At 57.2% G+C, this 21,526-nt stretch carries 19 protein-coding genes and 2 pseudogenes; 19 read left to right on the top strand and 2 right to left on the bottom strand.

Annotated features, from left to right (window positions below; genetic code table 11):
* From AC0L2A_RS27000 to AC0L2A_RS26925, 16 genes and pseudogenes are all read left to right on the top strand, one after another.
* Positions 1–1,002: an alpha-ketoacid dehydrogenase subunit beta gene (locus AC0L2A_RS27000; protein WP_473611402.1), complete on the top strand. Its 1,002-nt coding sequence runs from the start codon at positions 1–3 to the stop codon at positions 1,000–1,002.
* 25 nt (positions 1,003–1,027) lie between these two features.
* A complete protein-coding gene (locus tag AC0L2A_RS26995) occupies positions 1,028–1,264 on the top strand; it encodes a biotin/lipoyl-containing protein (protein WP_473611400.1) in 237 nt (78 codons plus the stop codon).
* Positions 1,264–1,947, top strand: a complete 684-nt coding sequence (locus tag AC0L2A_RS26990; protein ID WP_473611399.1) for a 2-oxo acid dehydrogenase subunit E2 — start codon at positions 1,264–1,266, stop codon at positions 1,945–1,947. Before AC0L2A_RS26995 ends, AC0L2A_RS26990 begins: the two co-directional genes overlap by 1 nt.
* A 129-nt stretch (positions 1,948–2,076) precedes the next feature.
* Positions 2,077–2,910 carry an aldo/keto reductase gene (locus tag AC0L2A_RS26985; RefSeq protein ID WP_473611416.1) on the top strand — a complete coding sequence of 278 codons (834 nt, stop codon included), beginning with the start codon at positions 2,077–2,079 and terminating at the stop codon, positions 2,908–2,910.
* A 205-nt stretch (positions 2,911–3,115) separates the two neighbouring features.
* Positions 3,116–3,643, top strand: a complete 528-nt coding sequence (locus tag AC0L2A_RS26980; protein ID WP_473611397.1) for a hypothetical protein — start codon at positions 3,116–3,118, stop codon at positions 3,641–3,643.
* Entirely contained in the window at positions 3,603–4,436 is an 834-nt protein-coding gene (locus AC0L2A_RS26975) for a CehA/McbA family metallohydrolase (RefSeq protein ID WP_473611396.1), read from the top strand. Before AC0L2A_RS26980 ends, AC0L2A_RS26975 begins: the two co-directional genes overlap by 41 nt.
* A gap of 141 nt (positions 4,437–4,577) precedes the next feature.
* The gene (locus tag AC0L2A_RS26970) at positions 4,578–5,432 is read left to right on the top strand and encodes an aldo/keto reductase (protein ID WP_473611415.1); all 855 of its coding nucleotides are present in this window, start codon (positions 4,578–4,580) and stop codon (positions 5,430–5,432) included.
* 46 nt (positions 5,433–5,478) lie between these two features.
* Positions 5,479–5,994, top strand: coding sequence for a VOC family protein (locus tag AC0L2A_RS26965; protein ID WP_473611395.1), 516 nt, complete (start codon positions 5,479–5,481; stop codon positions 5,992–5,994).
* 78 nt (positions 5,995–6,072) lie between these two features.
* Complete coding sequence (locus AC0L2A_RS26960) at positions 6,073–6,819, top strand: SDR family NAD(P)-dependent oxidoreductase (RefSeq protein ID WP_473611393.1); 747 nt, start codon at positions 6,073–6,075, stop codon at positions 6,817–6,819.
* A gap of 382 nt (positions 6,820–7,201) precedes the next feature.
* Positions 7,202–7,588, top strand: a complete 387-nt coding sequence (locus AC0L2A_RS26955; protein ID WP_473611392.1) for an aspartate/glutamate racemase family protein — start codon at positions 7,202–7,204, stop codon at positions 7,586–7,588.
* A 487-nt stretch (positions 7,589–8,075) separates the two neighbouring features.
* Positions 8,076–9,077 carry a sterol desaturase family protein gene (locus AC0L2A_RS26950; protein WP_473611390.1) on the top strand — a complete coding sequence of 334 codons (1,002 nt, stop codon included), beginning with the start codon at positions 8,076–8,078 and terminating at the stop codon, positions 9,075–9,077.
* A gap of 491 nt (positions 9,078–9,568) precedes the next feature.
* The gene (locus tag AC0L2A_RS26945) at positions 9,569–10,405 is read left to right on the top strand and encodes an integrase core domain-containing protein (RefSeq protein ID WP_473611389.1); all 837 of its coding nucleotides are present in this window, start codon (positions 9,569–9,571) and stop codon (positions 10,403–10,405) included.
* Positions 10,406–10,872: 467 nt separating this feature from the next.
* Entirely contained in the window at positions 10,873–12,111 is a 1,239-nt protein-coding gene (locus tag AC0L2A_RS26940) for an NAD(P)/FAD-dependent oxidoreductase (protein WP_473611388.1), read from the top strand.
* Positions 12,112–12,119: 8 nt separating this feature from the next.
* On the top strand, positions 12,120–12,956 hold the full coding sequence (locus AC0L2A_RS26935) for a sugar phosphate isomerase/epimerase family protein (RefSeq protein ID WP_473611387.1): 837 nt from the start codon (positions 12,120–12,122) through the stop codon (positions 12,954–12,956).
* A 2-nt stretch (positions 12,957–12,958) separates the two neighbouring features.
* Positions 12,959–13,404, top strand: a pseudogene (locus AC0L2A_RS26930) (alcohol dehydrogenase catalytic domain-containing protein); the annotation flags it as partial.
* Positions 13,405–13,459: 55 nt separating this feature from the next.
* Positions 13,460–13,777 carry a non-heme iron oxygenase ferredoxin subunit gene (locus AC0L2A_RS26925; RefSeq protein ID WP_473611385.1) on the top strand — a complete coding sequence of 106 codons (318 nt, stop codon included), beginning with the start codon at positions 13,460–13,462 and terminating at the stop codon, positions 13,775–13,777.
* A 10-nt stretch (positions 13,778–13,787) separates the two neighbouring features.
* Here the strand turns inward: AC0L2A_RS26925 and AC0L2A_RS26920 are convergent, their stop codons facing one another.
* Positions 13,788–14,996, bottom strand: coding sequence for an NAD(P)/FAD-dependent oxidoreductase (locus AC0L2A_RS26920; RefSeq protein WP_473611384.1), 1,209 nt, complete (start codon positions 14,994–14,996; stop codon positions 13,788–13,790).
* A gap of 104 nt (positions 14,997–15,100) precedes the next feature.
* Here AC0L2A_RS26920 and AC0L2A_RS26915 point away from each other — a divergent pair, with 104 nt between their 5' ends.
* The 3 genes from AC0L2A_RS26915 to AC0L2A_RS26905 all read left to right on the top strand — a co-directional run bounded on the left by AC0L2A_RS26915 (position 15,101) and on the right by AC0L2A_RS26905 (position 20,412).
* Positions 15,101–16,099 carry a LacI family DNA-binding transcriptional regulator gene (locus AC0L2A_RS26915; RefSeq protein ID WP_473611383.1) on the top strand — a complete coding sequence of 333 codons (999 nt, stop codon included), beginning with the start codon at positions 15,101–15,103 and terminating at the stop codon, positions 16,097–16,099.
* A gap of 591 nt (positions 16,100–16,690) precedes the next feature.
* Entirely contained in the window at positions 16,691–18,037 is a 1,347-nt protein-coding gene (locus AC0L2A_RS26910; RefSeq protein ID WP_473611381.1) for a flavin monoamine oxidase family protein, read from the top strand.
* A 224-nt stretch (positions 18,038–18,261) separates the two neighbouring features.
* Complete coding sequence (locus tag AC0L2A_RS26905) at positions 18,262–20,412, top strand: N,N-dimethylformamidase beta subunit family domain-containing protein (RefSeq protein ID WP_473611380.1); 2,151 nt, start codon at positions 18,262–18,264, stop codon at positions 20,410–20,412.
* Positions 20,413–20,887: 475 nt separating this feature from the next.
* Here AC0L2A_RS26905 and AC0L2A_RS26900 read toward each other — a convergent pair.
* Positions 20,888–21,388: pseudogene (locus tag AC0L2A_RS26900) on the bottom strand (ATP-binding protein); the annotation flags it as partial.
* Positions 21,389–21,526: the final 138 nt, after the last annotated feature.

The raw sequence follows: 21,526 nt of genomic DNA, 5'->3' as shown, positions 1-21,526 counted from the left end.
ATGCAAAGTGCTGCTAAGGAACTTGCCCCAACAGCTGGCGCCTATATCAAGATGACCTATCTTGAAGCGCTCACGCAGGCTCAGATCGAGGAGATGGATCGTGATGAGCGCGTGTTCCTGATGGGAGAAGACATTTCTGTTTACGGTGGCGACAAAATTGTTGAGCGTTTCGGCAAAAACCGGGTCTGGAACATGCCGATTTCAGAAGGCAGTTTTACCGGCCTGGGTATCGGAGCGGCCATCAATGGATTACGACCGATCGTAGACCTCTCAATCGCCAGCTTTATGTATCTCGCCTCGGATCAGATCATCAACCAGGCTTCAAAGTTGCGGTATATGACTGGAGGTCAGATCGACATTCCGATCGTGTTTCGTTGCTGCATGTTCTCAGTTGGGTCCAAGGCGGCGCAGCATGCCGACCGGCCTTATCCCTTTTTCATGAATGTGCCAGGCCTCAAGATCATCTGCCCGACCAGTGCCGCCGATATCAAGGGGCTTATGAAATCGGCCATTCGCGACGGCGATCCTGTGCTCGTCTTTGAAGATACCCGCCTGTGGCCGCTCAAGGGCGATGTGCCCACGGATCCGGACTGCTTAATCCCTATTGGCAAAGCGGATGTGAAGCGCGCGGGAAGCGATGTAACTCTAATCGCAATTGCCGGTGCCATTCGGCCGACGATGGAAGCCGTCGACGCGCTCGCCGCCGAGGGCATCTCTGTGGAGGTGATCGACCCGCGAACCTTGAAGCCACTCGATCACGAGGCGTTCAAAATTTCGGTCGCGAAGACCGGAAGGCTAGTAATCGTCGAGAACGCGCACTCCGTCTGTAACGTCGGAAGTGAGATCGCCGCGGTGATGGCGGAGGAAGCGTTCGATCTGCTGAAGCGACCGATTCTTCGCGTGAGTGCTCCAGACATTCACGTACCCTTCAGTCCAGCCCTCGAAAAGGATTTCTTCCCGACGAAAAACGACATCATCGCCGCCGTACGGCGGCTGCTCTGACGCTTCGAATAGAATGGATGCAGACATGACAACCGAAATAATCCTACCTTCCGGTGGAATGGGAATTGAGGAAGCAACAATAGTTCGCTGGTTGAAAAAAGTCGGGGAGGAGGTACGTGAAGGCGAAATAATCGTCGAAGTCGAGACAGCCAAGGCCACAGTCGAAGTCGAAGCGCCGGCGAGCGGTATATTGACGACAATCGTTGCACCGGAAGGCGCGACTCTTGAGGTTAACGCGGTTATTGGAACGATTGAAGGCTAATGTCCATCACCGAGATCCCGCTGACGCCGTTGCGGAAAGCCATAGCTGCCCGAATGACGCACGCAAAGCAGACAATTCCTCACTTCCGCCTCGTCGCAAACATGGAAGTTGATGCTCTTTTGCGTTGGCGAACAGCCATCAACGAAGCGACTCCGGCCAAAAAAATATCTGTCAACGATTGTCTCATCAAGGCGGTTGCGATGTCGCTGGTCGACAATCCTGCCGTCAACTGCCAGATGACGGATACTGCAATCCATCGATTTCACAGTGCCGACATTTCGGTAGTAATCGCCGTCGAAGGTGGTTTGGCTACTCCGGTGGTGCGCGCTGCCGAAACCAAGTCGGTTATGGAAATATCCGCGGAAGTAAGGGATTTTTCGGAGCGAGCGGGCCGCAACGCGCTCAAGCTTAGTGAGATATCCGGCGGCTCGTTTAGCATATCAAATCTTGGCGGCTATGGGATCGAACAATTCGACGCTGTCATCAACGCGCCACAGTGTGCCATTCTGGCCGTAGGAAGCGCTGCCCCGCGAGTGGTTGCAGATCGTCAAGGCAGCACGAGGGTCGCGACAATGCTGACCTGCACGCTGTCAGTTGACCATCGCGCTGTCGATGGAGCCGAAGCGAGCAAATTCCTGCAGGGCTTGCGGGACATCATTTTAAATCCGGACAGATTGGGATGACCTTGAGCCGCGCCTTTTTTTGTTCGAAGAGCGCAGGCGCAGTCCAGTAGCTTTAAGAAGAGGGTGCCACGCATCGGCACACCTTTGTCGATGGGAAATTCGCGGTGCGGGGGCAAGGTGAGGGTGGTTATGCATAACGTGATGGTGAATGGTGCGGCGATTCCGGCAATCGGGGTCGGGACCTGGACGCTCAGGGGCGAAGTGTGCTCGGAATTGGTGTCGCAAGCGCTTTCGCTTGGCTACCGGCATCTCGACACCGGATCGACCTACGACAACGAGAGCGCGGTCGGGGAGGGAATGCGATTTTCCGGCATTCCGCGCGACGTCGTCTTCGTCACAACCAAAGTCTGGTTGACCGATCTGGCTCCGGGAGATCTGGAGCGATCGGCCGAGGAGAGCCTTAAGCGCCTTGGCCTCGACACGATCGACCTGCTACTGATCCACTGGCCCAACCCCGAAATTCCGCTTGAGGGATCCATCAAGGCGCTGAACGCCGTTCGCGATTCCGGTATGGCGCGGCATGTCGGCGTGTCGAACTTCCCCAGCGCAATGCTTGCTGAGGCGGTGCGCCTGTCAGACGCCCCGCTTGTGGCCAACCAGGTCGAGTATCATCCTTTTCTTGACCAGACCAAGGTCCATGCCGCTTGCCGCGCAGCCGGCATGGCGATGGTCGCGTATGCTCCGCTCGGTAGCGGCGAGACGTTGTTCGAACAAGCGGCGATCAGGGAGGCCGCAAAACGGCACGGCAGAAGCCCGGTGCAGATAGTCCTGCGATGGCACGTTCAGCAGGAAGGTGTGGTGGCCATTCCGCGCGCCGAGCGCAAGGAGTGGCTGGCGGAAAACATTGACGTGTTCGATTTCAAGCTTTCTAACGAAGAGATGGCTGCCATCTCTCGGCTCCGGTCGCGTAATCTACGCATCTACGATCGCGATTACTCGCCGACATGGGATGAGCCTGAGTAGTGGCGCGTAAAAGGTCCCGCCGGTGAAACTCATAGAGCTGCTTGCGGATCTAAGGGAGATCAGAAACGACGGCAAATTTCTGCGTCAATATCCGTGCACTTTGAGAACCTGGCCGCATAGTAAGGACCAAAAGGCTACGCGTTTTATAAGATCGAAGGGAGGCGTATCGTCTTGTTGCCAATTTCATGGCAGAGGAAAGGGATTCGTGGAAATAACAAGGGGCTTTGAGATGCGCCCGCTTCGGCGCATTGTCGAAATCGAGCAGGATACGGAGACCCTAACATTCGAGCTGGAAAAAGTGCTTCACTGGCGCGAAGATGGTTGGGTCTGTTCAGACACGCATGTCCATGTTCTGAGCCCGCAAACAGCTCTTCTCGAAGGACAGGCGGAAGGGGTGAATGTCGTCAACCTCCTCGCCTCCCAGTGGGGCGAAATGTTCACCAATGTCGGCGACTTTGATGGCCGTACAACCTTGGGAGCCAAAGACTTCGGCGGCGTTGGCGAATTCCTGGTTAGGGTAGGCACAGAAAACCGCCAGCACGTGCTGGGTCATATGTCTCTGCTTGGGTATGAGGGCGAGATAATTGATCCGCTATGCACCGCGGGGCCGCACGAGGCAGCGATCGGCGATACATTGGAGGCCACAATGGTTGACTGGGCGGAACGGTGCCGTCGGCAGGGGTCTCGTCGTTATGCAGCACGCGCCGAACCCTCAAGCCGAGCGTGCGGCTGACATCGTGCTTGGTCTGGTTGACGCGATCGAGATGATGACCTTCAATCCACGCGATGCCCAGATCAGTGCGTTCGGACTGGCCGATTGGTATCGATATCTGAATATTGGTCATCATCTGCCGTTGGTCGCCGGTTCCGACAAGATGAATACCGCTTCGCTGCTTGGCGGCATTCGGACATACGCCCACCTGGGAAATCGCGATTTTACCTTTAAGAATTGGATGGAGGCTGTTCGTGCTGGCGACACATTTATGACAGTGGGGCCGCTCGTCAGTATGACTGTGGAAGGGCGGCGTCCTGGAAGCAAGCTCGGCCTTCCTCCGGGCGGTGGCACAGTTGGGATCGATTGGGGAATTGAATCGGTCAGCGTTCCTCCGAAGCGCATCGAACTACTCCGCAATGGGAACGTCGTGGATGAATTCCGTTCGGACAAGCTGTGTTGTCAAGGTCATAGCTCACTGCAAGTCACAGAGTCTTGTTGGCTGGCGGTCCGAGTTCGTTGCGGCGTGGCAAGCCGTGATGCCGACATAGCCGCGCACACCAGCGCCGTCTTGATAGAGGTCGGAGATAACCCAATCTTTGCCACGAGCGATGCTGTGGCAGTACTTGCACAGATCGAGGGATCGATAGCGTACCTGGATACGCTGGCTCCTAGAGGCGAGGAAGCGCAGCACGCCCGCATGAGAGCGGGGTTGGAGTTAGCCCATCATCGTCTGCATCACCGCCTCCATCAACTCGGTGCTAGCCATGGGCACACTCCGGTGCACTCCATTCACACACAACGCGAGCATTGATCGGCAGTGCGGGGTCTGTTTGATCGGTCTGCCATGATTTCGCGACACTCGGCCCCGCGGAAACCCTTGGTGCGTCGGTCGCCACGAGCGTTGGGCGCGCGTTTGAGGTCGGAAATGCAAGTCGGGTAAGGAGTTCCCGTGATACATAGCGTGATGGTGAACGGTGTGACGATTCCTGCAATCGGGATGGGTACCTGGACGCTCAAGGGCGAAATGTGCTCGGAGTTGGTGGCGCAAGCGCTTTCGCTCGGCTACCGCCATCTCGACACCGCAGCGTACTATGATAACGAAAGCGCAGTTGGCGAGGGATTGCGATTTTCCGGCGTGCCGCGCGACGAAGTCTTCGTCGCAACCAAAGTATGGTTTACCGATATCGCGCCGGGGGATCTGGAGCGATCGGCCGAAGGGAGCCTGAAGCGCCTTGGCCTCGACACGATCGACCTGCTACTGATCCACTGGCCCAATCCCGAAATTCCGCTCGAGGGATCCATCAAGGCGCTGAACGCGGTCCGCCTTTCCGGCATCGCACGGCACATCGGTGTATCGAACTTTCCTTCCGCGATACTTGCTGAGGCGGTGCACCTCTCGGACGCCCCGCTTGTGGCCAACCAGGTTGAATATCATCCTTTTCTTGACCAGACCAAGGTCTATGCCGCTTGCCGCGCAGCCAGCATGGCGATGGTCGCCTATAGTCCACTCGGTCGCAATGGAGACTTGCTAGAGCAAGCGGCGATCAGGGATGCCGCCAAACTGCACGGCAAAAGCCCCGCGCAGATCGTCCTTCGATGGCACGTTCAGCAGAAAGGTGTGGTCGCCATTCCGCGCGCCGAGCGCAAGGAGTGGCTGGCGGAAAACATTGACGTGTTCGATTTCAAGCTTTCCGACGAAGAGATGACAACTATCTCGCGGCTACGGTCGCGCAATCTGCGCATCGCGCATTTGGACTACACCCCGAAGTGGGATGAGCCTGATTTCGGCTCTCCTTCTTTATCCTGAAACTTAATCGCTGCTGCAGAGCAAGATATAATCGGAAGTAAAGCGCATGGTAGCCTCTTCGCTGTTCACCAAACTCGATCAGGTTGGACTTGTGGTCCGCAAACTGGAGCCCTGGCTAGAACGTTACAGCGCAATGGGTATCGGCCCTTGGTGGGTCAAGACCTATGCTGCCCCAGAGCTCACGGACATGCGAGTGCGTGGGAAGCCCGCCGAGTACTCGATGCGGCTGGCCCTAGCCAACGTCGGTCCTACGCAATGGGAACTCATAGAGCCGGTCAGTGGGCCCTCAATCTATGATGAACATTTGGAGCGACATGGGGAAGGCTTTCACCATGTGCACGTCTCGTTCAGTGGTTCTTACGAGAGCTTCGTCGCGGAGATGGAAAAGCGGAACTCGCCGCGCCTTATGGAAGGCAATTTCCGTGGCTCAAGGTTCAGCTATTTCGATACGGTCAAGGCCTTGGGCGTTTATGTGGAGGTTACACGAGCGCCGCTGGAGTTTGTGCGGCCCGAACCGGACTTTACTTATCCGGCCCGATGCAACCAGGACTGCAAACTTTGACCACTATCTGACGTGCCCGCGTGCGGCAGCCGATCTGGCCAAGAATAGCAACACAACTTGAAGAAACAGGAGACTATCATGAAGCTCGACGGGAATCCACTTGCTCTAGTAACAGGCGCTGGGCGTGGAATTGGTGCGGCAATCGCTCGTGCCTTGGCTGAAGCCGGCGCTCGTGTCGTCGTAGTCGATGTCGAAGCGTCTGTGGCGGAAAGTGTGGCGGAGTCGATCACGAATGATGGCCTGGTTGCATTCTCCGGCATGCTCGATGTCACGGATAGAGATGCCATTGAAGCGTTTGCAGCGCGGCTACAGTCTTCTTCGGGACCGCTCTCAATTCTCGTAAACAATGCTGGCTTCGGAGGGACTGAGCGTATGGACGATCCTGCTTCAACCGAAATCTGGGACAGAAGCATCGCCGTCAATTTGACGGGCGCCTTCGACATGGCCCGTGCGTTCCTTCCAGCACTGAAGTCGACGCACGGAACTATCATCAATATCTCGTCAGTGGTGGCGTTCACGAGCGGGTTCGCTCACGTCGGCTATACCGCGTCGAAGGGCGGCGTTCGGTCGCTAACCCAGATCATGTGCCGCGAGCTTGCGCCCTACTCGATACGTGTCAACGCAGTGGCTCCGGGCTATATCGACACGGCAATGGGCGGAAAGGGGGACGGCAAGACGGATGAGTGGCTGCAATGGCATTGCCCAATGCAACGGTTCGGACAGCCTCGTGAGATTGCTGAGCCGGTGGTGTTCCTAGCTTCGAAGGCGGCGAGCTTCATCAACGGGGTAACCCTCCCAATTGATGGCGGCTATCTCACCGTTTAGATGCAGAGCAAAATAAGGGCGGTAAACGTCATTCTACAGGCGAACCACTTCTGCAAGCGACCCGCCGGGAATACTCACGCCGATGGGCCGACGCCTTACCCGACGACCGCGATGGCCTGTCATGACAACTCAACCACAAAGAGCCCTCGGAATTATAGGACTGGAGGTCGGGCTAGCGCCCGGTGAATTTCCGCCTCCCCAACCAGGCTCGGTCTTCAATCCGGCAACTTTCGACTTCCCAATAGTCATAGAGACGGCTGCAGGAGCTTGGGCGGATAGGGTCATCCCCGGCGATCCTGCTCTCGAGTCAGCCTACATAGCAGCTGCCCGGCGGTTGGTCGAGCGCGGAGCCGTCGCAATAACTGGGGACTGCGGCTTCAGTATGCGGCATCAGGCAGCGGTGGCCGCGTCGGTGCACGTTCCCGTGGCGATGTCGAGCCTGCTACTGGTACCCACGCTACTCCGGCAGCTTCCGGCCGGCGGAAAGCTCGCCGTCGTGACCGGCGACGCGACACATTGCGGCGAAGAACTGCTGGGTATTGATGATTCAGCCGCACGGGCAAGGGTGGTGATAGGCGGCATCGAAGGCGGCACGTTGTGGCGAAACGAGATGATGACCCGCCCGCGACGGCCGACTAGTGTCGCCGAGATCCAGGCAGATATGTTGCAGCCTGTGTTGCGCGACTTCGCGCTTCACATCCAGCGATTGCTGCACTCCTTTTTGAATGTACATTGTTTCCGATGGTCACACCAGCAATCCGCCGTATAACAGGGCTGCCGATCTATGACACCGCAACGCTTTACCGAATAACGTTCGCATCTGTTGCTTGACCGCTGTTGTATGGATCTAAATGGAGACCCTTTGAACGCGAGAACTCTCCGGAATGACGTCGCCCTTCTCATGCCGCGTCGCCCCGTTGCCAAAACGATTGCGACAGAACCCGATGCTGGCGCCATGACTGGGTTCTCGATCTCGACATTCGGGCATTCTTCGACACCATTTCCCACAACCTGCTGCTACGGGCGGTGCGAAAGCACCGATGCCTGCCCGACTGGCTGTACTGTGACCAAAGCGAGTTGGCCGTTGCAACCTAGGCGGTGAGGGCCGCTTCCAAACCAGCTCCGGCCGAGTCTCTTTCGTGTTGAGCTGCCAGGGTGCGTAGCTGGATGATGGAAAACCATCACGAAAGGGTGATGCCTATTTATGTCGGCCAACCTAACATTTCTGAATAAGAAATCGTCTTTTGGAGCGGAATATGGATGATCTAGAATATGGAACCCGCAACAAACGTGGCGATTGGAAGCCGCGCGATCCGCTCAAATATCCACCATTGTTCGTGTGGCCATTAAGGCCAATAGCCACTCTTCGGTGGTTGTTTGCATTCGATGGATATCTCATGCCCTGGTATGTTGCTCACGTCCTCGTCGCCTGCGGGGTTTGGGCATACCTAACTCCTTCTATGGAGACGCTCAGATCATCCAACTATGAGTGGTTGGCATACCTCTTCGGACGGAATATCTTAATAGCTTTGGTAGTCTATGGTGCGTGGCATATCAGGCTCTATACTTTCAAACTACAAAACACTAAATTCAAGTACAATAGTTTATGGCCAGCCAAAGGCAATCGAGCCTTCTTGTTCAAACACCAAAATGTAGACAACGTTATTTGGTCGCTAGGGAGTGGCGTGCCAATCTGGACCGCCTACGAAGCAGGTATGTTATGGCTTTTTGCGAACGGTTATATTCCGTTCGTAAATTGGTGGGAGGATCCTATCTACTGCACTGTATTGTTGCTCGTGACCCCATTTATCGGAAACCTGCATTTTTATGTTATTCATCGATTCTTGCACTGGCCTCCGATGTATCGATGGGTCCATTCTTTACACCACAACAACGTGAATCCAGGCCCTTGGTCGGGATTGGCGATGCACCCCATCGAGCACCTACTCTACTTTTCCGGAGTTTTAGTCTACGTAGTGATCCCATCCCACCCAATTCATGCGATATTCCATCTGCTTCATGATGCTCTGGACCCCGCACAAGCCCACACAGGATTCGACAAGCTTGTGGTGGGAGAGAAAGCGGTAAATACGCACGGCTTTCAACATTACCTTCATCACAAGTACTTTGAATGTAACTACGCTGGTGGTCTTATCCCTCTCGATAAATGGTTTGGGACTTTTCATGATGGTTCACCCGAAGCGGAGGAAGCTATGAACAGGAGATTGAGGGAACGCGCGCGCAAGCGAGTGAGCTAAAACTTGCGATGGCGCTTGCGGGCCCCATTGGGTGACCACTTTGAATGCTAGTGGATGCCTGTCGCTGGCGCTATCTTGGCCGGCGAAGCTGGGCCGGGATCAAAGCCGGCGATTAAATATCTTTCCGCCGGCCGCGGCGTTATCAACTTCACTGGCGTTCAGGGTCAATGGACCGATATCATAAAGACCGCAACGTTAGCTACAAGCGCCACCGTTTCCCGCCACAGATCATCGCCCATGCGGTCCGGATCTACTACAGGTTGCTCTTGATCTGGCGACGCTCCCCTCTAGCCTCTAGGAGATCTCGGTTCTGTTCCATGCGCTATGCGTTCCGCTCCGGCCAGATCCCGGCGCTGTGTCGATCTGAAACAAGCACTTGTTGAGGCGCAAGCCATGCCGGAAAGTGGCCGTCTCGCCGTGCCATTGCGGCCGGAGGATGGTTCCGGACACAGGACGGGGCCCGCTGCGATCCGCTGACGGTGAGCGATGCGATGAGCCGGTACTTTGTCGGTTGCCGGATCTGCGCGCCGACCGGGGCTTCGGTCGAAGTCGAGATGGACTGGCTGCTAAAGGAGTTCGGCCTGCCCGACCGACTGCGCGTGGACAATGGCTCGCCCTGGGGTTCGGTCGGCGCGGGAGGCCTCACCGCTTTGTCGGTGAAGTGGCTGAAGCTGGGCATCGGACTGGAGTTCATCACTCCCGCCAAGCCGCAGGAGAACGGGCGCCACGAGCGCCTGCACGGCACGCTGAAGGCCGACACGCTGCTCCCGCCGGCCGCAACGGCGGCCGACCAGCAGCGACGCTTCGACGCCTTCCGGCGCAGCTACAACCAGGAGCGCCCGCATGAAGCGCTGGATCAGCAGACGCCGGCCAGCCGTTACGAGCCTTCCCACAGGGCCTATCCGCATCGCATCGAGGAGCCGGCCTATGTGGGCGACGGCATCGAGGTGCGGCGGGTACGCCGCTCCGGCGAGATCAAGTGGCGCGGCAAGGGCATCTTCATTGGCGAGGCCTTCATCGGCGAGCCGGTGGCTTTGGCCGAGACCGAGAGCGGAGATCATGCCGTCCGCTTCATGAGCGTCGACCTTGGCCTGATCGACCGAAAAACCGGAAAGTTCCGTCGCTTCGGGCCACCACGTCCGAACCGGACAAATACCAAAACAACCAACGTTGACGGCGAAACTGTCAGCCATGTGCTCGGACTATTCTGTCAACCATCTGACCGGTTGCGCAGGGCAAGATGGCCGACGCTACAAACAAGCACCTTCTGGGAGTTGATCCACAGGACGGGTGGCATGTCGAAGGCGAAGCAAACGACCTGGCGCTGACCATGGCGGTCAAGGCGCAAACAGGCTCTCAGAAGGTCGATGCCGCTAAGAAGTTCATCCAATGGAGCTAATTAGAAGGAATACAGCGCCCTCGTTGGACAAGTACGGGCGGCTTTCAGCATTATTTGCATCACAAGTATTTCGATTGCAATTACGCCGATGGCGCTATTCCGCTCGATAAGTGCTTCGGGACCTTCCATAACGGATCAACGGAGGCACAGGGGCGATGGATCGGCAGTTCCGCGAACGCATGAAGCCAAGAAAGCCTCAACCGATGTGAAGCCAATTTGATCGAACTGAACCGCGACGTCCTCCATGAGCTTCAGCTCGGCGCCCGTTCCCATTTGTGCAGCTCTGGCAAAAGAGGGAAACCCCTCATTTTTGAAGATGGAGTTTAACCGTTCTGCGTGCAAATTCTTCTGTCGTAAGGGTAATCGGCAATTTGGCGCTCAGCAGGAGGAACCGCTATGGAAAAAGGCATCGTCATAATCGGTGCCGGGCATGCGGGCTGCAAGGCTGCACAGTCCCTGCGCCCTCACGGTTGGGGTGGCCCCATACATCTCATCAATGGAGAGGAGCGCTGGCCCTACGAGCGGCCGCCACTTTCGAAATCCGTGTTATTGCAGCAGAAAAAGATATCACAAATCCCGCTGCTGCCGAGCGCTTGGATGGAGGACGACACCACTTTCTATCATGAAGATGTGCGTGTAACGACGATCGACCGCACCCACAAGACCCTGGCTTTGTCGAACGGCCAATCCCTCACCTATGTGAGCCTTCTGATCGCTACCGGGGCGAAGCCGCGCACGCTGGATTTCGGCAGGACTCTTCCCGCCGGCGTGATGACGCTACGGTCGGCAGTCCACGCTGAAGCGTTGGGGGACACTTTCAGCGCCGGCAAACGGTTGGTCATAATCGGTGGCGGTTTGATCGGCCTAGAGGTTGCGGCGTCGGCTGTGGCCAAGGGTTGTGGGGTCACTGTTGTAGAGACAGCCCCACGCCTCCTCGCAAGAGTCGTGCCGGCGGAAATTGCCTCGGAAGTCCGCAAGGATCATGAAGGCGCGAGCATTCAGTTCCGACTAGGCACTTCTGTGGAAGGTATCGTAGGAGACGCTTATATCAAGGGCGTTCGTTTGACGTCCGGCGAAAAGATTCCTTGTGACGTTCTGCTGGTTTCTATCGGAGTGAGCCCCGAAACTGCGCTGGCCGAGGCCTGTGGGTTGGAAATCGACGACGGCATCGTTGTGGATAAATTCCTTCGCACAAGCGATCCGGCGATTTTCGCTGCCGGCGATGTCAGCTCTATTCGACGGGACGAATCCTTGCGATCTCAGCGAATTGAATGCTGGAAAAATGCCGAGGATCACGGCGAACTCGTGGCCAGGAACATGCTGGGCCATCAGGTTGCTTATGAAATGGTGCCGTGGATGTGGTCGGATCAGTTCGATAAAGTCATTCAAGTGGCCGGCTTGCCGGCACCGGACCAGGCCATAACCCTCAGGCCCCTGGCGTCGGGCGGCATCGCTGCTTTCCATCATGATCGGGAAAAGCTGGTCGCAGTTAGCGCTTACGGCGCGATCGGGGTCGTCGCCAAGGCGGTTCGGGTGGGGTCAACAATGCTCCAGCGGGGTATGTCCCCATCTCCCGGGACTATTCGCGCTGTAGCTGACCTTCGGGAGCTACTTGAGGTTCAACAGGCAACGTAGAGTTAGAAATGCAAAATTTCCTGATTTTCCAGTCGCTTTGGGCAATGGAATTGCGCAGTACCCGCTATCCGGAACGCACACTTGAGGACAATATCGACAAGATATTTAAGGCTGGCTTCCAAGGGGTGAGTGCCGATTGGCGCGACCGCAGATTCGTAAAGAAGCTATCCGCGTTGCTCAAGGCCAACGGCATGCAAGCCGAAGGGCAATGCTTTCCGAGGACCGTCGACGACCTCAAGCCGGTGCTTGAAAATGCCGTAGAATTCGGCGTTCACCACATCGATCTGCAGCCGGACGTGCGGCCGCGACGCGTTCAGGAATGTATCCCCTTGCTCGAAGGATGGCGCCGGCTCGCCCGTGAAGCGGGCGTCGAAGTCTATATCGAGACCCATCGCGACCGCATGACGACCGATCTCCACTTCACACTGGACCTATTGGATTGCTTCCCTGATCTTAGGCTTCTAGGCGATATATCGCACTTTGTTGTTGGGCGTGAGTTCGCCTGGCCCATTTCCGATGAGCATCATGGCGAGATTCACCGCATTCTCGATAATTCCTGGGCCTTTCATGGCCGGGTGGCAACGCGCGAACAAGTTCAGATCGAAATCTCCTACCCGCAGCATAAAATGTGGGTGGATCAGTTTCTTTCCTGGTGGGAGTACGGCTTTCGAAGCTGGCAGCAGCGCGCGAGCAAAGACGCCTCCCTTTCGTTTACCTACGAATTAGGGCCAAAACCGTATGCCATCACCGGGCCGGATTGCGAGGACACGGTTGATCGCTGGGCAGAGTCGCTTTTGCTGAAGGATCACGTTGCGCGCGTGTGGAAAGATTCAATCATAAATTAATAATGGGAGTTTCCATGGCCGCCACGCAGGCCGGCAAACCGCTCGAAATCATGATCGTACAGCTCGAAGGTCCGAGGGTCGGTGAAGTGCTGATCGAGGTCAAGGCGACCGGCATCTGCCCCACCGACGATTTCACCCTTTCCGGCGCCGATCCGGAAGGCCTGTTTCTGGCCATCCTCGGCCATGAAGGCGCGTCACGTCAGTCAAGAAAGGTAATCATGTCATCCCGCTCTATACGCCGGAATGCCGCTCCTGCCTTTTCTATAAGACCAATCTTTGCACCACTATCCGCGCCACCCAGGGCCAGGGCGTCATACCGGATGGGATCTCGCGCTTCTCGATCGGCAAGGACAGGATTCATCACTCTATGGGCTGCTCGACCTTCGCCAATTTCACTGTGCCGCCGGAAATCGCCGTCGCCAAGGTGCGTGAGGACGCGCGAGCTGATGCACCGGGGCGAAAGCATTCGCGGTTTAGTCGTTTATTAAGGAGAATTTTCAAAAATGGCGAACGAAAAATGGGTTGAAGCGGTTGGTATCATCGACGTGCCGGTCGATGATGTAGTGCGGTGGGACCATGAGGGCCTGAGCTATGCCATTTACCGACTTGGTGGTGATGAGTTCTTTGCCAGCTCGAATATCTGCACGCACGAGCACGCCTATTTGTCCGAAGGGTTTCTCGAACACGGTGTGATTGAATGCCCGAGGCATTCGGGAAGATTCGATGTTAGAACGGGCGATCCGCTCGGCGCGCCTGTCTGTGACGCCGTGAAGATCTTCCCGGTTAAGGTGGAAAACGGATCGGTATTCATCCAAGTCTAGGGATAGGCACTTATCCAACAGCCAGGGATCCAAAGGCCGTTGAGCTGGAGCGGCTGATCACTCCCCTGATCCGCCGCAATTCCCTGCCGATGCTCTCGGCGATACCGTAGCCGGTCGCCCCGACCACAACACCCCACCCGTTGGAGTGGACCAAAATGACCGATCCGTCGGCCATTTTGACTTCTTGCACCAGTACGCCTAAATGCGGCATTCCCATCAGCTGCAATGACAGTTCATATTGATCGGACCAAAAGAACGGCACCGACGGATTCGGGACAGCAAGACCGCACAGCGAGGCCGCGGCAATCGCTGCGTGATCCTCAGCATTCTGCCAGGCTTCCACACGGATTCGACGGTCAAACGTGGGATGCCAGAACGACGCCACATCACCACAAGCCAGAATATCCTTGTCTGACGTGACTAGGCCCTGATCCGTACATATTCCAACGTCGATCTCAAGGCCGGCGTCCTCGCCAAGAGCGATGTTCGGGTAAACCCCAACCCCAACGAGCGCGAGATCGCACTCAACCGACTCGCCGTTAGACAATTCCGCGGCCTTCAGCGCCTTATTGCGGTCGTGTATGAACCGTTCGACCATGGTCATGAAATTGAATGTGACGCCTGCCGCGCGATGCCTTTCAAGCAGCTTGTCAGCTATCTGCCGGGGAACAATCCTCGACAGCAGTCGATCTGAAGCCTCCACAACCCGCGTATCGATACCTAGGCCACGCATGGCTGAGGCAACCTCAAGGCCTATAAAGCCGCCGCCCACGATCAACAGTTTCCGGATGTTACCAAGTCGGGAAGCGACCGCAAGCGCATCGTCGTATGTCCTAAGTTTCAAAACTTCAAGCAGATCGCCGCCGGGGACAGTCAGAGGCCTGACGCTGGATCCTGTGGCAATCACACACTTGTCGTAGGCCACGCACTCTCCATTGGCCAAACTGACTTCCTTCTTATCTCTGTTGATGGATAGCGCCTGAACCCCGGGCTTTATGCTGATTGCTGTCCACGCGGCGCTCTCTGGGCGCCAGATCAAGTGCTTTTCGAGCGTGGATCCGCCGATGATGACGGACTTCGAAAGGGGTGGACGTTCATACGGCGGATACGGCTCATCAAAAATAAGGGTGGTTTCGAGGCTGTCGGCTTCTTTTGCCAGCAGCTGAGAAAGTCGCCCGCCGGCCTGGCCACCACCGATAATTACGATCTTCTTCCGCATTTGCCTCCCCACACGATATCTCTTAGACATTCAACGACATAGACTAAATTGTCAAAGGACGGATTGGCAGCCCTTAGACTTGGACAATCCGAGGGTAGCAAGTGGTGCGAAAGAACCTGGAGGATGTTGCCCGGCTCGCCGGCGTGGGTCTCGCTACGGTCGACCGCGTCCTCAATGAACGGGGCGGCGTTTCCCCGAGCACTGCCATTCGCGTGATTGAGGCTGCGCGCCAGCTCCAGATGAAACGCCCCCTGCCGTCACCCTACTCCCGGCGATTGCGCTTCGAAATTATCATGATCACGCCGGATGGCAGAAGTGCCTCGCGCATAAATGCTACCGTTGAATCCCTCATTCCCGAGCTGGGAAGCGCTGTCACCTTGCAGCGGCGGTTCCTCCCGGCAAAGCGCTCGGCCGCCTTGGCGGAGGCGATCTCCGAGTCGAAAAGCGATGCCTTGATCTTGTTTGCACCCGAAACGGCGAAGGTTCAGGACGCTATTGCTGCAAAAACGGCGTCTGGAGTTCCGATTGTGACAATCCTATCCGACCTTCCAACGACGCCTAGACTTTCTTACGTTGGCATTGATCACCTTAGGGCCGGACGGGCAGCAGCGTTTTTTCTGGCGCAGATGCTGGCTGCGGACACAGAAACGCTGATCGCCTGCAGCGACCTGGATTACAGGTTCGAGGCCGAGCGTGTGGCCGGATTCCGCCAGGCCTGGTCAGAGTTGGGTGCGGAGCCACGCAACGTCAAAGTCGTCGAGTGTGCCCGTAGCCAGCGCCCCTATTGGGAGAGCGTCGCCGCCGCAATCCGCCAAATTGATAATGTGGGAGCGGTCTATAGCGCAGGCGTAGGGAGCCACCTTGTGGAGCAGGGGCTCATTTCCGCTGGCCAAATCGGTAGGATTAAGTTCATCGCCCACGAACTTGACGAGACCGCCAAGCGCCTCTTGCTCGACAACAAGGTGACACTCGTCATTGATCAGAACCTCGAGCTCCAGCTCGCGCGGGCGGTAGATCATCTTCGACGGAGGTTTGGCGTGGAAGGCGATAGCATCCCCGACGGAGTTCCATTTCAACTCCACATCAGGGATAACTTGCTCTGAGTTTGTCACCCAGCGCTACACCTCCGGGGACCACAGTCGGAGCGTGCGGCGCGGCAATCAACGTGAGAGCGCTTCTCTCCCGGATTGTCGCGCTATAGGAGCGGCCACGCTGCTCCGGCTAGATCGCTGAAGGTATAGCTCCTATCATCAGGTTGGTGTGGCTGTGTTCTACTTTTCCCGCCGGTTTTTGTTGCGCGCCATTAGCCAGCCCCCATCATGTGGTCCGGGTTCAATGTTAGTGCATGACGGGTCTTGGTCAGAATAACGATCACCGACCAGTTGTAACCTTGGAACTGCGCATGTTCGAACACCAAGAGGTTCAGGGTTGATTAAGGCTCGGTCCCGCAGGCCGACATCTCTTGCAGATTCCGACGTCGCCATCCCAACTCGACCGCTGCCCGACCGATATCCAACTGTGCCAACTGAACTCACCGAATCCCAATGCGTACTTTAAGCGTTTTGCGTCCATAATTGCAGGTTTTACGCGAACGAAGGGCCGAAAGGTCGCCAACATCACCGTGTATCAATCTAGATTGCGGCAGACCGCGTAACTTAGGCATTTAATAAGGCCTACAAAGCTGGAGGACACCGATGGCGTCGAAAAACTGTGATGTCGTCGTCGTAGGCGCCGGATTTGCCGGCGCCGTGGCAGCGCGCGAGCTCAGCAACAGCGGCCATAATGTCGTGGTTTTGGAAGGCCGTGATCGGATTGGCGGCAGGGTTTGGTCGCGCCAGGCCTGGGGGCGTTCCTTTGAAGTCGGCGGCCAACTGGTTCACTGGTCGCAGCCACACATCTGGGCAGAGTTGACGCGGTATGGATTCGAGATCTTCGACCTGCACGATGAGGGGCAGGGCTTTGCCACGTCTCTGTTTCTCAATGGGAATCGCCTGGAGCGGATGCTCCCCGAAGAGATGGATGACCGGATCGGTCGCGGCCTCGAGCGTATTTCGCCGGTGGCCAGGGCTGTGTTTGAACGGCCTTACGACCCGTTCTTTCGCGAATCGGAGGTGGAGCGCGCCGACAGTTTATCGATGCCGGAGGGTCTCGCCTGTCTGGGGATGCCCGAGGACGAGCGCGCGATCGTCGAAGCCGCCTTCACTGCCGCGTTCAGCGCCCCCGTGGAGCGGGGCGCCTACAGCCAGGCCTTACGCCGGTTAGCAAGCGCGGGTGGGTTCAGCGTAGGTGACATCATCCGCTTCCGTGTCAGAGGAGGCCTTCAGGCGGTAGTCGAAGCAATCATGGCGGATTCGCGTGCCGAGGTGCTGCTGGATACCGCGGTGGAACGGATCGAACGGACCAACGGAGGTGTTCGGATACATACCGCGACCGGCACCGAGTGGACCACCAAGGCTGTCGTTGTGACCGCTCCGGTCAACGCACTATCGGGAATCAACTTCGTCCCTCCCCTTAGCGAAGGCAAGCGGGCGATGATAGCCGAGCGTCAAGCAACGCAGGGATCCATGTTGTTCGTTCAACTGGTCGGCGAATATAAGCCGTTTGTGGCGTTGGCCTCATCTGAGCACCCGCTAACGTGGATGGAAACTCGCACTCGCATCGATGGCGGGGTCATTGCCCAAGTGCTCGGGCCGGACGCTGCGCGGTTCGATATGGACGATCTGAGACAGGTCCAAGCTGCGGTGCGCCAATGGCTCCCGGATGCCATCGTCGCAGGAACCCTGGGACACAACTGGACGAGCGACCCATTCTCCGGTCAGACCTGGACGATTGCTCGTCCCGGTCAACTGACTAAGTACCACCGCGAGCTCGTTAAGCCGGAAGAGGGCGTGTATTTTGCAGGAACGGACTATGCAAGCGGATGGTACGGGTACGTCGACGGTGCCATCGAGAGCGGCTTGACTGTGGCGCAGAAGCTGCGGCGTGCGCTGGGCGGGGCACAAAGCCGGCGAAGCCACCAATATGGCTGCGCTAGGAGTTAATCAATTACCATGTTGCCGCGCAACCGCGCGAAAAGATGTGATGGGGCGCCAGAAGCCGGCTGACCAGTCACGGGATCAAGTGCGGGTGAGATAACCCCACCACTTGCCACGGCTGACGAGCGCAGAAGGCGGTTCCTTACGGACGTGACCCGCTCAATCTAACCAAGGTTGCCCGACATGACGGACAACGAGCGAAGCGAGATTACTCGAAGGGGAATGGGCACATGCTGATCGGATACACAAACCGGCTTTCGGCCCGTGCTGGCGAAAATATCGAAGTGAAAGTGTCCAGTAATTTTTCCAGCGATTACGCTGCTGATCTCGTTCGCATATTCTCAGCGGATCCCAATCCGGCGGGGCCAGGCATGGATGTTCGGCCGGTCTCGTCGACTTTCGAAGGTTCCTACCGATCAGTCGCGAAGTCGTCGCGTCTTGGCTCCTACGGCATCGTTCCCCTTGGCAGTGTCGATATCGCCGCGGGTGCTACGTTTTCGATCAGGTTCCAACCGCGTCTACTGCGCACGTCGCCCCAGGTTTTGTTTTCCTTCATTGATCTGTCCGAGGGCACGGTTTCAATTCTTCTCCGGAAGAATGGCCTGGAGCTAGAGGCGCTTGGCGAGAAAAGCGCTATTTCCTTCTCGTTCGAAAATGGCCGATGGTATGAGTTGCGGCTGGCTATCCTAAGAGACGGTATGCATCTTGCAGGATACTCTGTCGAGACGGGGTCGCGATCTTTCGAGGTCCGGAGCCCGGGGCGAGGGGGGGCGGGTGGATTTTCGAAACTCGTGCTGGCGGCCAAACCGGAGGATGGAAATCCACTAGCGTTCACATCGTTTTTCAACGGGCGGCTCGAAGCCCCCATGTTGGTGCGCGGGGCGCATCTTGTCGAACGTCTCGCGGACAGTCCTGTGCCGGAAGAGGACATGCTCGCTTTCTGGGATTTCGGGATCGACATTCCAACATCACACATCCGCGATAAAGGCCCGTTGCGGCTCGACGGGACCCTACACAATCTGCCGGCACGAGCCGCACGCGGCTCGCGATGGTCCGGGGAAGAGATGTGTTGGAGACACGCGCTTGATGAGTATGCAGCAATTCATTTCCATGAGGATGACCTTTACGATTGCGGCTGGGAGACGGACTTCTGCTTCGATATACCCCGCGATCTTCCAAGCGGAGTGTACGGTATCCGCTTGAGATGCGAGAACGCTGAGGACATCATTCCTTTCTTTGTCCGCCCAGCCCGAGACGCGCCAAAGGCACGGGTTGCAGTGCTTTTCTCAACATTCACCTATCTTGCCTACGCGAATCATCCCCGCGGCAACTTCGACGCTGCGTATATCGAAAGGCGCAATGCTTGGGGTGCTTATCCGCACCACCCGGAGGAATATCCGGAGTTTGGTCGCTCGCTGTATGATTTGCATCCCGATGGTGGCGGGATCCAGTTCAGTTCTATGTTGCGGCCACAGCTAACCATGCGGCCCGGCTACTTCGCGTACCCTGACGCGCGGGGGTCTGGATTGCGTATCTTCCCCGCCGACATGCATCTGATCGCCTGGTGCGCGGCAAAAGATGTTTCTGTTGACGTTGTCACAGATCATGACCTTGAAGCAGAGGGTAGCAAGGCACTGGAAGAGTATCCGTTGCTGCTGACAGTGACCCACCCGGAATACCATACGGATCGAACCTTGGACGCAATCGGAGAGTTCGTGGCCGGCGGCGGCAGCCTGGGCTACCTCGGGGGCAACGGGTTCTATTGGCGGATAGCCACTAGCCAGGCATTCCCCGCGGCCATAGAAATCCGGCGTGGAGAGACTGGAGCCAGAGCATGGGAGGCGGAGCCCGGGGAGAACTTTCATGCTTTCGACGGCCAATATGGCGGCCTCTGGCTCAAGAACGATAGACCCCCGCAACGGCTTGTCGGCGTGGGCATGTCGGCTCACGGGCCGTTTACAGGCTCCTACTACCGTCGCACAGAAGCCTCTTATGATCCGAGTTTTGCATGGCTGTTTGACGGGATTGATGATGAAATTCTCGGCAATTTTGGATTTTCCGGCGGTGGGGCTGCTGGATTCGAAGTCGATATTGTCGATCCAGCCCTAGGCACGCCCCCCGAAGCGGTTGTTCTAGCGAGCTCCGAGAAATTCATTGGCGACTACTCCATCGTTCCGGAAAAGGTAAACTGGGGAGCGGAAGTGAATATGCCGGCCTGGCAGGCTTCGCAGATTCGGGCGGATCTTTGCTTAGTGCCAAAGCCTCAAGGAAACGTTGTCTTCTCTGCCGGTTCGATCCTGTTTTGCGGAAGCCTGCCGATTAACAACTTCAACAATAATATCTCGAAACTGCTGGAGAACGTTGTGCGGCGTTGTCTTTGAGTAGCGACGAGGCAAAACTCGTCCGCAATGCGGGCGACCGTTTGACGATCACCGCCGTATTTCCGATGTCGTCCAAGTGCGCAAGACAAATCAATAAGCTGGGACCGGCAAGCCCGACATCTCCGGCAACGACCAGGGAAGCAGTTCACCTTCATCGACTGCGTAAGGCCCAAGGATGTCGACGTCAACAATCAGCATGGCATGATGGGAAAGGAGCCTGGCGCACGTCGTCATCGAACGGCTATGGAGGAGAAAAAATTTGAGAGGTCTTCCTACCTGCTATACCAGCGTGCCGGAGGCCTGTGCCGCGATGCCCGGGTGCCTTTGCCTGTGGATATAATAATCTGAACCAGGAGAATCGACCCAGGCGGCAGCACATTGTGACCCGTCGGCATCTGGAAGAGATGCTTAAATGGGCTCTTCTTGCTCATACTTTTGGCCGTTCCTTGATTACGAACTGCTGAGCGCGACTGTATCAGTTAGCAGCGTCAGGTGGTTCGGGGTTGCAAACTGTCCTCTGGAAGCGCAGCAAATCGGCGTTTTCTCGCTCTACGTACAAAGCCGACGAACTCGCGCAGAGGGGCGCGGCCTTTTGCTTTCGCATGCTATCGCCCTGGAGCACGATGCGGTGGCCGTTATGAACGATCCTGTCGAGAATGGCGTCGGCGACGGTGGGTTCGCGATCAGGTCATGCCATCTAGCCACCGGGACCCGGGCGGTGATCAGGGTGGATTTCCGGCGATAGCATTCCTCGACGATTTCGAACAGATGGAAGCGCTGTTGGTCGGTGAGGGAGTGGGTCCGAGTCGTCGAGGATGAGCACTTGCGCGCGGGTGAACTTGTCGATGAGGCGTGGGAAGCGGCCATCGGGACGGGCGAGCGCCAAACCCTCGAACAGGCGCGGCATGCGCACATAGAGCACGGAATGATCGAGCCGTGCTGCTTGCCGGCCGAAGGCGCAGGCTAGCCACGACTTGCCGGTTCCGGGCTGGCGCTAACGATCAAATTCTCATGCGCCTTCAGCCATTCGCCCTGGCGAGCGCTATGGTGCTGCGCCGGCCGAGGCCGCGCGGCGCGGCAAAGTCGATGTCTCGATGCAGGCTTCGGGAAAGCG

It is taken from the genome of Mesorhizobium sp. WSM4844 (genome assembly GCF_055811775.1).
Note: the sequence above shows the minus strand (reverse complement) of the source record. Positions and strands in the feature narration are given on the sequence as shown.

Bases quoted from the DNA above. Each gene is read 5' to 3' on its own strand.
- AC0L2A_RS27000 (WP_473611402.1), top strand. From the start codon at position 1: ATGCAAAGTGCTGCTAAGGAACTTGCCCCAACAGCTGGCGCCTATATC.
- AC0L2A_RS26995 (WP_473611400.1), top strand. From the start codon at position 1,028: ATGACAACCGAAATAATCCTACCTTCCGGTGGAATGGGAATTGAGGAA.
- AC0L2A_RS26990 (WP_473611399.1), top strand. From the start codon at position 1,264: ATGTCCATCACCGAGATCCCGCTGACGCCGTTGCGGAAAGCCATAGCT.
- AC0L2A_RS26985 (WP_473611416.1), top strand. From the start codon at position 2,077: ATGCATAACGTGATGGTGAATGGTGCGGCGATTCCGGCAATCGGGGTC.
- AC0L2A_RS26975 (WP_473611396.1), top strand. From the start codon at position 3,603: ATGCAGCACGCGCCGAACCCTCAAGCCGAGCGTGCGGCTGACATCGTG.
- AC0L2A_RS26965 (WP_473611395.1), top strand. From the start codon at position 5,479: ATGGTAGCCTCTTCGCTGTTCACCAAACTCGATCAGGTTGGACTTGTG.
- AC0L2A_RS26960 (WP_473611393.1), top strand. From the start codon at position 6,073: ATGAAGCTCGACGGGAATCCACTTGCTCTAGTAACAGGCGCTGGGCGT.
- AC0L2A_RS26955 (WP_473611392.1), top strand. From the start codon at position 7,202: ATGCGGCATCAGGCAGCGGTGGCCGCGTCGGTGCACGTTCCCGTGGCG.
- AC0L2A_RS26950 (WP_473611390.1), top strand. From the start codon at position 8,076: ATGGATGATCTAGAATATGGAACCCGCAACAAACGTGGCGATTGGAAG.
- AC0L2A_RS26945 (WP_473611389.1), top strand. From the start codon at position 9,569: ATGAGCCGGTACTTTGTCGGTTGCCGGATCTGCGCGCCGACCGGGGCT.
- AC0L2A_RS26940 (WP_473611388.1), top strand. From the start codon at position 10,873: ATGGAAAAAGGCATCGTCATAATCGGTGCCGGGCATGCGGGCTGCAAG.
- AC0L2A_RS26935 (WP_473611387.1), top strand. From the start codon at position 12,120: ATGCAAAATTTCCTGATTTTCCAGTCGCTTTGGGCAATGGAATTGCGC.
- AC0L2A_RS26925 (WP_473611385.1), top strand. From the start codon at position 13,460: ATGGCGAACGAAAAATGGGTTGAAGCGGTTGGTATCATCGACGTGCCG.
- AC0L2A_RS26920 (WP_473611384.1), bottom strand. From the start codon at position 14,996: ATGCGGAAGAAGATCGTAATTATCGGTGGTGGCCAGGCCGGCGGGCGA.
- AC0L2A_RS26910 (WP_473611381.1), top strand. From the start codon at position 16,691: ATGGCGTCGAAAAACTGTGATGTCGTCGTCGTAGGCGCCGGATTTGCC.
- AC0L2A_RS26905 (WP_473611380.1), top strand. From the start codon at position 18,262: ATGCTGATCGGATACACAAACCGGCTTTCGGCCCGTGCTGGCGAAAAT.